General features: G+C 67.1%; 10 protein-coding genes and 1 rRNA gene. All 11 read left to right on the top strand.

Annotated elements, in window-relative coordinates:
* The first annotated feature begins 6 nt into the window (after window positions 1–6).
* The 11 genes from argJ (at window position 7) to Q9K23_RS24215 (ending at window position 14449) form a co-directional block, all read left to right on the top strand.
* A complete protein-coding gene (gene argJ, locus Q9K23_RS24165) occupies window positions 7–1266 on the top strand; it encodes a bifunctional glutamate N-acetyltransferase/amino-acid acetyltransferase ArgJ (RefSeq protein WP_053777877.1) in 1260 nt (419 codons plus the stop codon).
* The gene (gene argB / locus Q9K23_RS24170; protein WP_053777851.1) at window positions 1263–2243 is read left to right on the top strand and encodes an acetylglutamate kinase; all 981 of its coding nucleotides are present in this window, start codon (window positions 1263–1265) and stop codon (window positions 2241–2243) included. The genes argJ and argB overlap by 4 nt, the downstream gene beginning before the upstream one ends.
* Window positions 2240–3427 carry an acetylornithine transaminase gene (locus Q9K23_RS24175; RefSeq protein ID WP_053777852.1) on the top strand — a complete coding sequence of 396 codons (1188 nt, stop codon included), beginning with the start codon at window positions 2240–2242 and terminating at the stop codon, window positions 3425–3427. The genes argB and Q9K23_RS24175 overlap by 4 nt, the downstream gene beginning before the upstream one ends.
* Window positions 3424–4347, top strand: a complete 924-nt coding sequence (argF, locus tag Q9K23_RS24180) for an ornithine carbamoyltransferase (protein WP_020794601.1) — start codon at window positions 3424–3426, stop codon at window positions 4345–4347. Before Q9K23_RS24175 ends, argF begins: the two co-directional genes overlap by 4 nt.
* Entirely contained in the window at window positions 4344–4868 is a 525-nt protein-coding gene (locus tag Q9K23_RS24185) for an arginine repressor (RefSeq protein WP_261978002.1), read from the top strand. Before argF ends, Q9K23_RS24185 begins: the two co-directional genes overlap by 4 nt.
* A 177-nt stretch (window positions 4869–5045) precedes the next feature.
* Window positions 5046–6248 (top strand): argininosuccinate synthase, encoded by a 1203-nt coding sequence (locus Q9K23_RS24190; RefSeq protein WP_053777853.1) that lies wholly within the window; start codon window positions 5046–5048, stop codon window positions 6246–6248.
* Window positions 6241–7689: an argininosuccinate lyase gene (gene argH, locus Q9K23_RS24195; protein WP_053777854.1), complete on the top strand. Its 1449-nt coding sequence runs from the start codon at window positions 6241–6243 to the stop codon at window positions 7687–7689. Before Q9K23_RS24190 ends, argH begins: the two co-directional genes overlap by 8 nt.
* Window positions 7690–7762: 73 nt before the next feature.
* Window positions 7763–10762, top strand: coding sequence for an AMP-binding protein (locus Q9K23_RS24200; RefSeq protein WP_305950312.1), 3000 nt, complete (start codon window positions 7763–7765; stop codon window positions 10760–10762).
* A 99-nt stretch (window positions 10763–10861) separates the two neighbouring features.
* Window positions 10862–11074, top strand: a complete 213-nt coding sequence (locus tag Q9K23_RS24205) for a Trm112 family protein (protein ID WP_053777855.1) — start codon at window positions 10862–10864, stop codon at window positions 11072–11074.
* A 56-nt stretch (window positions 11075–11130) separates the two neighbouring features.
* A complete protein-coding gene (gene tyrS, locus Q9K23_RS24210; RefSeq protein ID WP_053777856.1) occupies window positions 11131–12423 on the top strand; it encodes a tyrosine--tRNA ligase in 1293 nt (430 codons plus the stop codon).
* Between the two features lie 506 nt (window positions 12424–12929).
* Window positions 12930–14449: ribosomal RNA gene (locus Q9K23_RS24215) — 16S ribosomal RNA — on the top strand.
* Window positions 14450–14775: the final 326 nt, after the last annotated feature.

Genomic DNA, 14775 nt, shown 5'->3' on the forward strand with positions numbered 1-14775 from the left:
GGACAGATGACCGGCAACCAGAGCACCGATTCCGGGGACGACCGCATCGTCGGCGGCGCCCCGCTGGACGCGCCGCGACTGGTCCGCAACCAGGGCGTGACCGGCCCGCTCGGCTTCCGTGGAGCCGGCATCACCGCCGGGATCAAGGTCTCCGGCAAGCCCGACCTCGCCCTCGTCTTCAACGAGGGGCCCGACTATGCCGCCGCCGGTGTCTTCACCCGCAACCAGGTCAAGGCCGCACCCGTGCTGTGGTCGCAGCAGGTGCTCACCACCGGTCGGCTGCGTGCGGTGATCCTGAACTCCGGCGGTGCCAACGCCTGCACCGGACCGGGCGGATTCCAGGACGCACACGCCACCGCCGAGGCCGTCGCCGAGGCGCTGAGCAACTGGGGCACCGAGACCGGTGCCGTCGAGGTCGCCGTGTGCTCGACGGGCCTGATCGGTGACCGGCTGCCGATGGACAAGGTTCTCGCCGGCGTCACCGAGATCGTCCACGAGATGGCCGGCGGACTGTCCGGTGGGCTCGACGCGGCACACGCCATCATGACCACCGACACCGTGCCGAAACAGGCTGCGCTGCATCATCCGCAGGGCTGGAACGTCGGCGGCATGGGCAAGGGCGCCGGCATGATGGCGCCGTCGCTGGCCACCATGCTGGTGGTGCTCACCACCGATGCGCGCGCCACCCCCGAACAGCTCGACACCGCACTGCGGCGGGCCACGGTGAGGACTTTCGACCGGCTCGACATCGACGGCTCCACCTCCACCAACGACACCGTGCTGCTGCTGAGTTCGGGCGCCAGTCAGATCCCGGTGGAGCAGGCCGACCTCGACGCCGCGGTACTCGCGGTGTGCGACGACCTCGCCGCCCAGATGATGGCCGACGCCGAGGGCGTCACCAAGCGCGTGACCATCACCGTCAACGGCGCCCGCACCGAGGACGACGCGATCGCGGTGGCCCGCACCGTCGCCCGCGACTCACTCGTCAAGACCGCGCTGTTCGGTTCGGACCCCAACTGGGGTCGCGTGCTGGCCGCGGTCGGGATCTCCCCGGTCACCATCGAGGCCGACCGGATCGCGGTGTCGTTCAACGGGAGTGCGGTCTGCGTCGACGGCACCGGGGTGTCCGGTGCCCGTGACGTCGACCTGTCCGGCACCGACATCGCAGTCGTCGTCGACCTCGGGCTCGGCGATGCGTCCGGCATGGTCCGCACCACCGACCTCTCGCATGCCTATGTCGAAGAGAACTCGGCGTACTCGTCATGAGCAACCCCGACGCCACGGCCTCTGACACCACGGCTCCCGACACCACGGCCCCTGACGCCACCGCTGTCGATGCCGCGGCGGTGCTCGCGTCGACCCTGCCCGCGCTGCAGGCCCTGCACGGTGCGACGGTCGTGGTCAAGTACGGCGGCAATGCGATGGTCGACGACGAGCTGAAGCGGGCCTTCGCCGCCGACATCGTCTATCTGCGCGCCTGCGGCATGCACCCGGTCGTGGTGCACGGCGGCGGACCGCAGATCTCGGCGATGCTCGGCCGGCTGGGCCTGTCCGGTGAGTTCCGCGGCGGCTTCCGGGTCACCACCCCCGAGGTGATGGACGTGGCCCGCATGGTGCTCTTCGGCCAGGTCGGCCGCGAACTCGTGGGGCTGATCAACGCCTACGGTCCCTATGCCGTCGGACTCACCGGCGAGGACGCCCACCTGTTCACCGCCACCCGGCGCACCGTGCTGGTCGACGGCGTGGCCACCGACATCGGACTGGTCGGCGACATCACCTCGGTGAACACCACCGTCGTCGCCGATCTGCTTGCCGCAGGCCGGATTCCGGTGATCTCCACGATCGCCCCCGACCGCGACGGTGTGGTGCACAACATCAACGCCGACACCGCTGCAGGTGCCCTCGCCGAGGCGCTCGGCGCGTCCCGGCTGGTGATGCTGACCGACGTCGAGGGGCTGTACACCGACTGGCCCGACCGCTCCTCGCTGGCCTCCCAGATCAGTACCGACGCGCTGGAAGCTCTTCTGCCGAAGCTGGATTCGGGCATGGTCCCCAAGATGGAGGCCTGCCTGCGTGCGGTCACCGGGGGAGTGTCACGTGCCCACGTGATCGACGGGCGTGTCCCACACGCGGTGCTCGGCCAACTGCTCACCTCCTCGCGCGTCGGCACCACCGTCGTCAGCCCCGAGAACATCACGTCCACAACCGATTCCACGGAATCAGATCCGAAGGCAACCTCATGACCGCACCCTGGCAGCAGCGGTGGTCGTCCGCGCTGATGAACAACTACGGCACCCCGGCCGTCGCCCTGGCGAAGGGCGAGGGCGCCTACGTGTGGGATGCCGAGGGCAACCGCTATCTCGACCTGCTCGGCGGGATCGCGGTGAACGCGCTCGGCCACGCCCACCCGGCGATCGTCGAGGCCGTGACCGCGCAGCTGCAGACACTCGGACACGTCTCGAACCTCTACATCAGCCCGCCGGTCGTCGAACTCGCCGAGCGGTTGCTCGACAAGTTCGGTCACCCCGGCCGCGCGTTCTTCTGCAACTCCGGCACCGAGGCCAACGAGGCCGCGTTCAAGCTCGCGCGGCGCACCGGCCGGCCGCAGATCATCGCCGCCGAGAAGGCCTTCCACGGCCGGACCATGGGCGCGCTGGCCATGACCGGCCAGCCGGCCAAGCGGGCGCCGTTCGAACCGATGCCCGCCGGTGTCGACTTCGTGCCCTACGGCGATGTCGCGGCACTCGACGCCGCCGTCGGCGAGCAGACCGCCGCGGTCATCCTCGAACCGATCCAGGGTGAGGCCGGCGTGATCGTGCCCCCCGTCGACTACCTGGCGCAGGCTCGGCGGATCACCGCCGAGCGCGGTGCCCTGCTGATCCTCGACGAGGTGCAGACCGGCGTCGCCCGGACCGGGTCGTTCTTCGCCCACCAGGCCGCAGGCGTGGTGCCCGACGTGATGACCCTGGCCAAGGGTCTCGGCGGTGGGCTGCCGATCGGTGCATGTCTGGCCACCGGCCCGGCCGCCGAACTGTTCACCCCCGGACAGCACGGCACCACCTTCGGCGGCAATCCGGTCAGTGCCGCCGCGGCCCTCGCCGTGCTCGCCGAGATCGACCAGCACAACCTCGTCGAACACGTGGCGTCGGTGGGCAAGACCCTCGCCGCCGGGATCGAAGACCTCGGACACCCGCTGGTCTCCACCGTGCGGGGCTCGGGCCTGCTGCTCGGCATCGTGCTCTCCGCACCGCGCTCAGCCGCGGTGGAGGGTGCCGCCCGGGCCGGCGGCTTCCTCATCAACGCACCGGCACCCGACGTGATCCGGCTGGCCCCGCCGCTGATCCTCACCGAGGAACAGGCCGGCGACTTCGTCGCGGCACTGCCCGGGTTCCTGGACGCGGCAGCGCAGACCGAGGAGCAGTCATGACCCGGCACTTCCTGCGCGACGACGACCTCACCCCGGCCGAACAGGCCGAGGTGCTCGCCCTCGCCGCCGAGGTCAAGCGCAACCCGTTCGCGCACCGTCCGCTGGAGGGCCCGCGCGGGGTGGGCGTGATCTTCGACAAGAACTCCACCCGCACCCGGTTCTCCTTCGAGATGGGTATCGCCCAGCTCGGCGGGCACGCTGTGGTCGTCGACGGCCGCAGCACGCAGCTCGGCCGCGACGAGACCCTCGAGGACACCGGGCGCGTGCTGTCGAGGTTCGTCGACGCGCTGGTGTGGCGCACCTTCGGCCAGGACCGGCTCGAGACGATCGCGTCCACCGCGACCATCCCGGTGGTCAATGCGTTGTCGGACACCTTCCACCCGTGCCAGGTGCTCGCCGACCTGCAGACCATCATCGAGCGGAAGGGGTCGACCGCCGGACTGCGGATGACCTACCTCGGTGACGGCGGCAACAACATGGCGCATTCGCTGGCACTCGGCGGCGTCACCGCCGGGATGCACGTGACGATCAGCGCCCCCGAGGGTTTCCGACCCGACCCGCGGGTCATCGCCGACGTCGAGGCACGTGCGGCACTGACCGGCGGCTCGGTGGCCGTGGTCGGCGACCCGGTCGCGGCATCCACCGGGGCCGACGTCCTGGTCACCGACACCTGGGTGTCGATGGGGCAGGAGGACGACGGCAAGGACCGCAAGGCGCCGTTCCGGCCGTACCAGATCAACGCCGAGCTGTACGCGATCGCCGCCGACGACGCGCTCGTGCTGCACTGCCTTCCCGCGCACCGCGGGGACGAGATCACCGACGAGGTGATCGACGGTCCGGCGAGTGCGGTGTTCGACGAGGCCGAGAACCGTCTGCACGCGCAGAAGGCGCTGCTGATCTGGCTGCTGGAGCACCAGTGAGTCTCCCGGACAAGCAGGTGGGCGCGGCCGGACACCCGGTGTCCCGGCTGGCGACCACCCGCGCCGGACGGCACGCGCTGATCGTCGACATCCTGGCCAACCACCAGGTCCGTAGCCAGTCCGAGCTGCAGGTCCTGCTCGCCTCGCACGGCGTGGACGCCACCCAGGCGACCATCTCGCGCGATCTCGACGAACTCGGCGCGGTCAAGCTGCGCGCCGCCGACGGCGGGGCCGGCGTCTACGTCGTGCCCGAGGACGGCTCCCCGGTCCGTGGCGTGTCCGGCGGGACCGACCGGCTGTCCCGGCTGCTGGGCGAGCTGCTGGTGTCGACCGACGCCAGCGGCAACCTCGCCGTGCTGCGTACCCCGCCGGGGGCCGCGCACTATCTGGCCAGCGCGATCGACCGCGCCAGCCTGCCGGATGTGGTCGGCACGATCGCCGGCGACGACACGATCTTCGTGTGCGCCCGCGAACCCGTCGACGGCGCCGAACTGGCCCGACGAATCGAGGGTCTCGTGTGACACCGCCGACACCGAGACCCGACGCGCACCCCGGTGGCGAGGGCGCCCGCCCCCGCGGCCGATAATCAACACCCGACGAAGAACATCATCAGCCCACCGCCCGCGCACCCGGGCGCGACGTCCACCATCCGGACGTCACCACAGAACTCACCGAAGAGAAACAAGGAGATCATCACCATGGCCGAGCGCGTCGTACTCGCATACTCCGGCGGACTGGACACCTCGGTCGCCATCAGCTGGATCGGCAAGGAGACCGGCAAGGAGGTCGTCGCCGTGGCCCTCGACCTGGGTCAGGGCGGCGAGGACATGGAGGTCGTGCGTCAGCGTGCTCTCGACTGCGGCGCGGTCGAGGCCGTGCTGGTCGACGCCCGCGACGAGTTCGCCGACGACTACTGCCTGCCCGCCATCACCGCCAACGCCCTCTACATGGACCGTTACCCGCTGGTGTCGGCACTGTCGCGACCGCTGATCGCCAAGCACCTGGTCACCGCCGCCCGCGACCACGGCGGCACCGTCGTCGCCCACGGCTGCACCGGCAAGGGCAACGACCAGGTTCGCTTCGAGGTCGGCTTCGCCTCCCTCGCCCCCGATCTCGAGGTCATCGCGCCGGTCCGCGACTACGCATGGACCCGCGAGAAGGCGATCTCCTTCGCCGAGCAGAACGACATCCCGATCAACGTCACCAAGAAGTCCCCGTTCTCGATCGACCAGAACGTGTGGGGCCGCGCGGTGGAGACCGGTTTCCTCGAGGATCTGTGGAACGCCCCCACCAAGGACGTCTACTCCTACACCGAGGACCCGACGATCAACTGGCAGGCGCCCGACGAGGTGATCATCTCCTTCGACAAGGGACGCCCGGTGGCGATCGACGGCCGTCCGGTCAGCATGCTGCAGGCCATCGAGGAGCTCAACCGTCGCGCCGGCGCCCAGGGTGTCGGCCGTCTCGACGTCGTCGAGGACCGACTGGTGGGCATCAAGAGCCGCGAGGTCTACGAGGCCCCGGGCGCGATGGTGCTGATCACCGCCCACTCCGAGCTCGAGCACGTCACCCTCGAGCGTGAGCTGGGCCGCTACAAGCGCCACACCGACCAGAAGTGGGCCGAGCTGATCTACGACGGTCTCTGGTTCTCGCCGCTGAAGCGTTCGCTGGACGCCTTCGTCGACTCCACCCAGGAGCACGTCTCCGGCGACATCCGCCTGGTGCTGCACGGCGGTCACATCACCGTCAACGGTCGCCGCAGCTCGGAGTCGCTGTACGACTTCAACCTGGCCACCTACGACGAGGGCGACAGCTTCGATCAGTCCGCGGCCCGCGGCTTCGTCGAGCTGCACGGCCTGTCGTCGAAGATCGCCGCCCGTCGGGATCTCTTCGGTGAGTGACGATCCGCACGGCGGCGGAACCACCAACGAGGGTTCGCTGTGGGGCGGCCGGTTCGCCGATGGACCGGCCGCGGCCATGGCCGCGCTGAGCAAGTCCACCCATTTCGACTGGGCGCTCGCCCCGTTCGACATCCGCGCGTCCAAAGCGCATGCACGGGTGTTGAACTCGGCGGGACTGCTCGCCGATGACGACCTGGCGGGGATGCTGGCCGGTCTCGACCGGCTCGCCGCCGACGTCGCCGACGGCACCTTCACCCCGGCCGAGTCCGACGAGGACGTGCACGGCGCGCTCGAGCGGGGACTGATCGAGCGGGTCGGCGCCGAACTCGGCGGCCGGCTGCGTGCCGGGCGGTCGCGGAACGACCAGGTGGCCACCCTGTTCCGGATGTGGGTGCGTGCGGCGATGGGCCGTGTCGCGCTCGGGCTGCTCGACGTGGTGGAGGCGCTCACCGCGCAGGCCGCGGCGCATCCGGATGCGGTGATGCCGGGTAAGACGCATCTGCAGGCCGCGCAGCCGGTGCTGCTGGCCCACCACCTGCTCGCCCATGCGCAGCCGCTGATCCGTGACGTCGACCGGCTCGGCGACGCCGATCGGCGGACCGCGGTGTCGCCGTATGGTTCCGGGGCGCTCGCCGGCTCGTCGCTGGGTCTCGACCCGGCCGCGATCGCCGCCGAGCTCGGCTTCGACGGACCCGCCGAGAACTCGATCGACGCGACGTCGGCTCGTGACTTCGCCGCCGAGGCAGCGTTCGTGTTCGCGATGATCGCCGTCGACCTGTCACGTCTGTCCGAAGAGGTGATCCTGTGGAGCACACCGGAATTCGGCTATGTGACATTGGCCGACGCGTGGTCGACCGGCAGTTCGATCATGCCGCAGAAGAAGAACCCGGATGTCGCCGAGCTCACCCGCGGCAAGGCCGGCCGGCTGATCGGTGACCTCACCGGTCTGCTCGCCACGCTCAAGGCGCAGCCGCTGGCCTACAACCGGGATCTGCAGGAGGACAAGGAGCCGGTCTTCGACGCGGTGGCACAGCTCGAGCTGTTGCTCCCGGCGATCACCGGTCTCGTCGCCACCCTGGAGTTCCACGAGGACCGGATGGCCGAGCTCGCGCCCGCCGGGTTCACCCTCGCCACCGACATCGCCGAATGGCTGGTGCGCCAGGGTGTGCCGTTCCGGGTGGCCCACGAGGTCGCCGGGGCATGCGTGCGGGAGGCCGAGGGTCGCGGCGTCGGACTCGACGAGCTCGACGACGAGACGTTCGCGTCGATCGATCCGGCGCTCACCCCGCAGGTCCGCGACGTGCTCACCGTGCGCGGGTCGATCGAATCGCGAAATGCCCATGGTGGCACCGCTCCCGAGCAGGTGCAGCGCCAACTGTCGGTGCTCGCCACCGAGGTGGCCCGCCTGCGTGCGCGTTGGGGCGGTCGCGACACCACGTAGGATGTGTATCCGCTGTGGTCCGGGTCGGTAGAGTGAAGCAGGCCACAGTCTTCGACGAGGGGGAGGCGCATCGATGGTGGGATTCGGCGGGGTTCCGGACGTCGGCGCGGTGGTCGAGCGGGTCGTCGCCACCGCACAGAACGGACTCGAGGTGCTTCGCCTCGGCGGATTGGAGACCGGTACCGAACCGGCTCCGTTCGTCGTGGTGGAGACCGAGAAGATGTTCAAGCTGCGGCGGTACTTCCCGGACTCGCCGTCGACCGGCCCGAACGTGGTCCTCATCCCGCCGATGATGGTGTCGGCCAACGTCTATGACGTCACCGAACACAACGGTGCGGTGTCGATCCTGGACCGTGACTCGATCACCCCCTGGGTGATCGACTTCGGCTCGCCCGATTCCGAGGAGGGCGGGCTGGAACGTGATCTCGCCGATCACGTCGTCGCGATCAGCCGGGCGATCGACCTGATCGTCGAGGCGACCGGCAAGGACGTCCACCTCGCCGGCTACTCGCAGGGCGGGATGTTCGCCTATCAGGCTGCCGCGTACCGCCGGTCGAAGAACATCGCCAGCCTGATCACCTTCGGCAGTCCCGTCGACGTCCTCGCGGCGCTGCCGCTGGGTCTGCCCGCGGGCCTGGTGGTCCCGGGCGCGGAGATCCTCGCCGACCGCGTGGTCAGTCATCTGTGGGTGCCGGGATGGCTGGCCCGGTTGGGTTTCCAGATGCTCGACCCGGTCAAGACCGCCCGCAGCCGCCTCGACTTCCTCCGGCAACTGCACGACCGCGATGCATTGCTGCCGCGTGAGGACCAGCGCCGCTTCCTCGAATCCGACGGGTGGGTCGCCTGGTCGGGCCCGGCGATCGCCGAACTGCTCCGGCAGTTCGTCGTGCACAACCGGATGGTGGGCGGTGGCTTCGTGATCAACGGTGACGTGGTGACACTCGCCGAGATCACCTGTCCGGTGCTGGCATTCGTGGGCGAGGCCGACGACATCGGTCAGCCGGCCGCGGTCCGGGGGATCGTGCGGGCCGCTCCCGATGCCGATGTCTACGAATCTCGGCTTCCGGTAGGACATTTCGGACTCGTCGTGGGTAGTGCATCCGGTGCGCACACCTGGCCGGTGACCGCCGAGTGGATCGCCTGGCAATCGGGGATGGGGGAGCGTCCCGAACTGATCGAGCCGATGGTGGTGCCCGAACCGGGACACGGCAGCGGAGTCAGTTTCACCTCCCGGATCACCCACGGGCTGGGGTCGGTCGCCGACGCCGGGGCCGGGGTCACCCGTGAACTGCTGAGTCTGGCGTCCAATGCCCAACGTGCCTCCCGGGCGGTCGCCCAGGAGTCGGTGCGCACGGTGCCCCGACTCTTCCGGCTGGGCCAGATCCAGGCGGGCACCCAGATCTCGCTCGGCAAACTGATGGCCGAGAACACCAGACGCGGCGGCGACAAGGAACTGTTCCTGTTCGAGAGCCGGGTGCTGACCCACGAACAGGTGAACGCCCGCATCGACAACGTCGTCGCCGGGCTGATCGAGTGCGGGATCCGGCCCGGCCAGCACGTGGGCGTGTTGATGGACACCCGTCCGAGCGCGTTGGTGGTGGTCGCCGCCCTGTCGCGGCTCGGTGCGGTCGCCGCCCTGCCGGCCGCCGACGCCGATCTCGGCGAGATGCTGCGGCTGGCCGCATGCTCGGTGGTGATCGCCGACCCCAAGAACCTCGACACCGCTGCCGCACACTGCGATCGGGTGCTCATCCTCGGCGGCGGCAGCGGCGACTCACGCGAGATCGACCGGGCCGACGGTCATCGGATCGTCGACATGGAACAGATCGATCCGGGCGCCGTCGAGATCCCGCGCTGGTATCGCCCCGACCCCGGTCTCGCCGCCGACCTCGCGTTCATCCTGTTCACCCGTACCCAGGGCAAGCTCGAGACCTGGCCGGTGACCAATCACCGGTTCGCGATGTCGGCGTTCGGTGCGGCCTCGGCGGCCGGCCTGACCGATCGCGACACCGTCTACTGCCTGCCGCCGCTGCACCATGCATCCGGACTGCTGACCACCCTCGGCGCCACCGTCGTGGGCCGCTCGCGGATCGCGCTGTCGAACGGTATCGACATCGACACCTTCGCCACCGAGATCCAGCGTTACGGGGTCACGGTGGTCTCGTACACGTGGACGATGATGCGTGAGATCGTGCGGGCCGAGGATTTCCGGATCAACCAGCACAACCAGGTCCGGTTGTTCATGGGATCGGGGATGCCCGCCGGGCTGTGGGACGACGTGGTGGAGAGTTTCCCGCGGGCTCGCGTGCTCGAGTTCTTCGCCACCGCAGACGGTTCGGCGATCCTGGCCAACATCACCGGCGACAAGGTCGGTGCGATGGGTCGTGCCCTGCCGGAGACCAATGCGGTGGAGATCGCCGCGTTCGACCTCGAGAATCTGCAGCTGATCGAGGGTGACGGCGGATTCGTCCGGCGTACCGAACCGGGTGAGGTCGGACTCCTGTTGTCCCGCACCAAGTATCGGTTCGACGCCTCGTCGACGGTGCTGCGCGATGTGTTCACCGCCCATGATCGGTGGGAGGTGTCAGGGCACCTGTTCTACCGTGACGCCGACGACGACCTGTGGTTCGTGGGATCGGTCGAGTCGGCGGTGCGCTCGGCCGGCGGGATCGTGTACCTGCCGCCGATCCAGCGCGCGCTGTCGCGGTTGTCGCTCGTCGACCAGGTGGTCGCCTACGGGGCGAGGGTGCCCGACGGGCAGATCGCGATCGCCGCGATCACCCTGCGTGCCGACGCCAGGCCCGAATCGCTCACCGTCACCCAGCTGCGGGTCGCACTCGGTGACCTGCCGGCCGAGGAGCGCCCGCACCTGATCTGCCTGGTCGAGGAGATCCCGGTGTCGGGGTCCTACCGACCGGTCGCGGCCGCGCTGGCCGCCGACGGCGTCCCCCGTCCCGCCGCGGGCATGTGGTATCGCGACGAGGAGGGGCGGTACCGCCGGTACACCCGGGCGGCGATGACGCGTCTGGGGTGGGCCGGCAGGGCGGCCACCGCCGAGACGTCGATACGGTGACCGGGTCGATACGGTGAATGGGGATCCGCCGGAGAGCGGATCCACCCACAGCAGCGGTGGGGATGCGTCCCGACGCCATCCCCGGGAGGAGTCAGCGAGATGTCTCGTGCAGAAGCGATCGACCCGATCGTCCGAGAGCGGTTGGTCTGCCCCCAGGATCGGGGACCGTTGCTCGATGCCGGCGACGAGCTCTACAACCCGCGACTGCACGTCGCCTACCGGATCGATGCCGACGGTATCCCGGTGATGCTCGCCGACGAGGCACGCAGCGTCGACGACGCCGAACACGCCCGATTGACCGACGGGCGGTAGCCACGACGTCATCCCCGGCATCGGCGCCCGGGCCGGGGGATGAGAAAATCGAACTCGTGAGTGGACAGACCGCGGAGACGACCATCGACATCATCGACGAACTGGAATGGCGCGGCCTGATCGCGCAATCCACCGATCTCGACGAATTGCGCAAGGTCGTCGACGAGGGGTCCATCACCCTCTATGCCGGATTCGATCCGACCGCGGCGAGTCTGCACGCCGGCCATCTCGTGCCGCTGCTGACGCTGCGCCGGTTCCAGCTGGCCGGGCACCGGCCGCTGGTTCTCGCCGGTGGCGCCACCGGTCTGATCGGTGATCCCCGGGAGGTCGGCGAGCGGAGCATGAACCCGGCCGACACCGTCGCCGGATGGGCCGACCGCATCGGTGGCCAGCTCCGCCGGTTCGTGACCATCGACGACGCCCCGAACAGCGCGGTGCTGGTCAACAACCTGGACTGGACCGGACCGATGAGTGTCGTGGACTTTCTCCGCGATCTCGGCAAGCACTTCTCGGTGAACGTGATGCTGGCCCGGGAGACGGTCAAGCGCCGACTCGAGACCGATGGCATCAGCTACGCCGAATTCAGTTACATCCTGCTGCAGTCGAACGACTTCCTGCAGTTGCGTCGCCGCTACGACTGCGTCTTGCAGATCGGCGGGTCGGATCAGTGGGGCAACATCATCGGCGGTGTCGACCTGTGTCGCCGCGTCGACGGGCAGAGCGTGCACGCGATGACGGTGCCGCTGGTGACCTCGTCGGACGGCAAGAAGTTCGGTAAGTCGACCGGTGGTGGAAGCCTGTGGCTCGATGCCGACCTGACCAGCCCGTACGCCTGGTACCAGTACTTCGTGAACACCGCCGACGCCGACGTCGTGCGCTACCTCAAGTGGTTCACCTTCCTCGGTCGCGAGGAGATCGCCGAGCTGGAGCAGCTCACGGCGGAGAAGCCGCATCTGCGTACCGCGCAGAAGCGGCTGGCCGCGGAGATGACGACGCTGATCCATGGTGCGGAGGCGACCGCCGCCGTCGAGTTGGCGAGCCAGGCGTTGTTCGGACGCGGTGAACTGGACGGACTCGACGAGGGCACCTTGTCCGCGGCGCTGGGGGAGACCCGGATCGCCGAGTACAGCGATTCGACCCCCACGATCGTCGAGCTCCTCGTCGACTCGGGATTGTCGGAGAGCAACAAGGCGGCACGGCGCGCGATCGGCGAAGGCGGTGCGTATGTCAACAACGTCAAGATCACCGACGCCGACTGGACGCCGGCCGACGCCGACCTGCTGCATGGGAGTTGGCTCGTCATCCGCCGCGGCAAGAAGTCGTTCGCGGGTGCGCGGATCGACCGCTAGTGCCGGCCTGCTCGCTCGAGCAGGCCTGTGACCAGGAGATTTGACGCCCTGTTCTTGTGTGTGTAACTTTCTTGTTGCACCGCAGCGAGCAAGACCCCGGGGCCACACGGAATCGGGGTAAGCGAGGTGTCCGCACTTCGGTTCGGACATGCGGAGCAGCTGGGCCTGACAAGGTGAGCAACCCTCGAGTTGCGAACGGAAATCGGATCTAGTAAGCTGGAGAAGTTGCCCGGGATCGGGTAGCGAATCCAAAAAGTTGAGTACAGCTCACCGGAGTTCGCCCTTGTTGTGGGGTGGTGTTGGTGGGTGTGTGTTCTTTGAGAACTCGATAGTGTGTTGGTGGATTGTTTGATGCCAAATTATTTTGGTGTCAGGGAGTTCATTGGTTTATGAAGTTTTTTGATGCCAGTTTGTTTTTTTGAGAATCATTTTTGGTCAGGTTTTGCTTTCCTGGTTGAAGGATTGTGTTGAAACGCCGGCTTTGGCTGGTTTTGTTTCGCTATTTTTTCATGGAGAGTTTGATCCTGGCTCAGGACGAACGCTGGCGGCGTGCTTAACACATGCAAGTCGAACGGAAAGGCCCAGCTTGCTGGGTACTCGAGTGGCGAACGGGTGAGTAACACGTGGGTGATCTGCCCCTGACTTCGGGATAAGCCTGGGAAACTGGGTCTAATACCGGATATGACCTTATATCGCATGGTGTTTGGTGGAAAGCTTTTGCGGTTGGGGATGGGCCCGCGGCCTATCAGCTTGTTGGTGGGGTAATGGCCTACCAAGGCGACGACGGGTAGCCGACCTGAGAGGGTGATCGGCCACACTGGGACTGAGACACGGCCCAGACTCCTACGGGAGGCAGCAGTGGGGAATATTGCACAATGGGCGCAAGCCTGATGCAGCGACGCCGCGTGAGGGATGACGGCCTTCGGGTTGTAAACCTCTTTCGCCAGGGACGAAGCGCAAGTGACGGTACCTGGAGAAGAAGCACCGGCCAACTACGTGCCAGCAGCCGCGGTAATACGTAGGGTGCAAGCGTTGTCCGGAATTACTGGGCGTAAAGAGCTCGTAGGCGGTTTGTCGCGTCGTCTGTGAAATTCTGCAACTCAATTGCAGGCGTGCAGGCGATACGGGCAGACTTGAGTACTACAGGGGAGACTGGAATTCCTGGTGTAGCGGTGAAATGCGCAGATATCAGGAGGAACACCGGTGGCGAAGGCGGGTCTCTGGGTAGTAACTGACGCTGAGGAGCGAAAGCGTGGGTAGCGAACAGGATTAGATACCCTGGTAGTCCACGCCGTAAACGGTGGGTACTAGGTGTGGGGCTCATTTCACGAGTTCCGTGCCGTAGCTAACGCATTAAGTACCCCGCCTGGGGAGTACGGCCGCAAGGCTAAAACTCAAAGGAATTGACGGGGGCCCGCACAAGCGGCGGAGCATGTGGATTAATTCGATGCAACGCGAAGAACCTTACCTGGGTTTGACATACACCAGACGACGGTAGAGATATCGTTTCCCTTGTGGTTGGTGTACAGGTGGTGCATGGCTGTCGTCAGCTCGTGTCGTGAGATGTTGGGTTAAGTCCCGCAACGAGCGCAACCCTTGTCCTGTATTGCCAGCGGGTTATGCCGGGGACTTGCAGGAGACTGCCGGGGTCAACTCGGAGGAAGGTGGGGATGACGTCAAGTCATCATGCCCCTTATGTCCAGGGCTTCACACATGCTACAATGGCTGGTACAGAGGGCTGCGATACCGTGAGGTGGAGCGAATCCCTTAAAGCCAGTCTCAGTTCGGATTGGGGTCTGCAACTCGACCCCATGAAGTCGGAGTCGCTAGTAATCGCAGATCAGCAACGCTGCGGTGAATACGTTCCCGGGCCTTGTACACACCGCCCGTCACGTCATGAAAGTCGGTAACACCCGAAGCCGGTGGCCTAACCCTTGGGAGGGAGCCGTCGAAGGTGGGATCGGCGATTGGGACGAAGTCGTAACAAGGTAGCCGTACCGGAAGGTGCGGCTGGATCACCTCCTTTCTAAGGAGCATGCAACATTCCCATGCCGGCGGCGTCTGTCCGTTGGGTGGGTGTGTGTTCATAGGGTGAAACATCAAACACGCCAGCATGGTTGTCGGTCTCATCAGAGAGGTCGGTGGCCGGGTGACTGCGATGGGTGACTGTCGTGGTGCTGTCAACACACTGTCGGGGTTCTGAGGGAACACACCGTTTCTTCTGCCCATGATGCGGAATGTTCCGGTGATGGCTCCTGTGATGGGGGTTGGAGGAGGGTTCGGTTGTGGGTGTGTGTTGTTTGAGAAGTGCATAGTGGATGCGAGCATCTTTATTTATTGCAATGCATGACA

It is taken from the genome of Gordonia sp. NB41Y, assembly GCF_030718915.1.
Classification (GTDB): Bacteria; Actinomycetota; Actinomycetes; order Mycobacteriales; family Mycobacteriaceae; genus Gordonia; species Gordonia desulfuricans.

Bases quoted from the DNA above. Each gene is read 5' to 3' on its own strand.
- Q9K23_RS24200 (WP_305950312.1), top strand. From the start codon at position 7,763: ATGGTGGGATTCGGCGGGGTTCCGGACGTCGGCGCGGTGGTCGAGCGG.
- argJ (WP_053777877.1), top strand. From the start codon at position 7: ATGACCGGCAACCAGAGCACCGATTCCGGGGACGACCGCATCGTCGGC.
- Q9K23_RS24175 (WP_053777852.1), top strand. From the start codon at position 2,240: ATGACCGCACCCTGGCAGCAGCGGTGGTCGTCCGCGCTGATGAACAAC.
- argB (WP_053777851.1), top strand. From the start codon at position 1,263: ATGAGCAACCCCGACGCCACGGCCTCTGACACCACGGCTCCCGACACC.
- argF (WP_020794601.1), top strand. From the start codon at position 3,424: ATGACCCGGCACTTCCTGCGCGACGACGACCTCACCCCGGCCGAACAG.
- Q9K23_RS24190 (WP_053777853.1), top strand. From the start codon at position 5,046: ATGGCCGAGCGCGTCGTACTCGCATACTCCGGCGGACTGGACACCTCG.
- Q9K23_RS24205 (WP_053777855.1), top strand. From the start codon at position 10,862: ATGTCTCGTGCAGAAGCGATCGACCCGATCGTCCGAGAGCGGTTGGTC.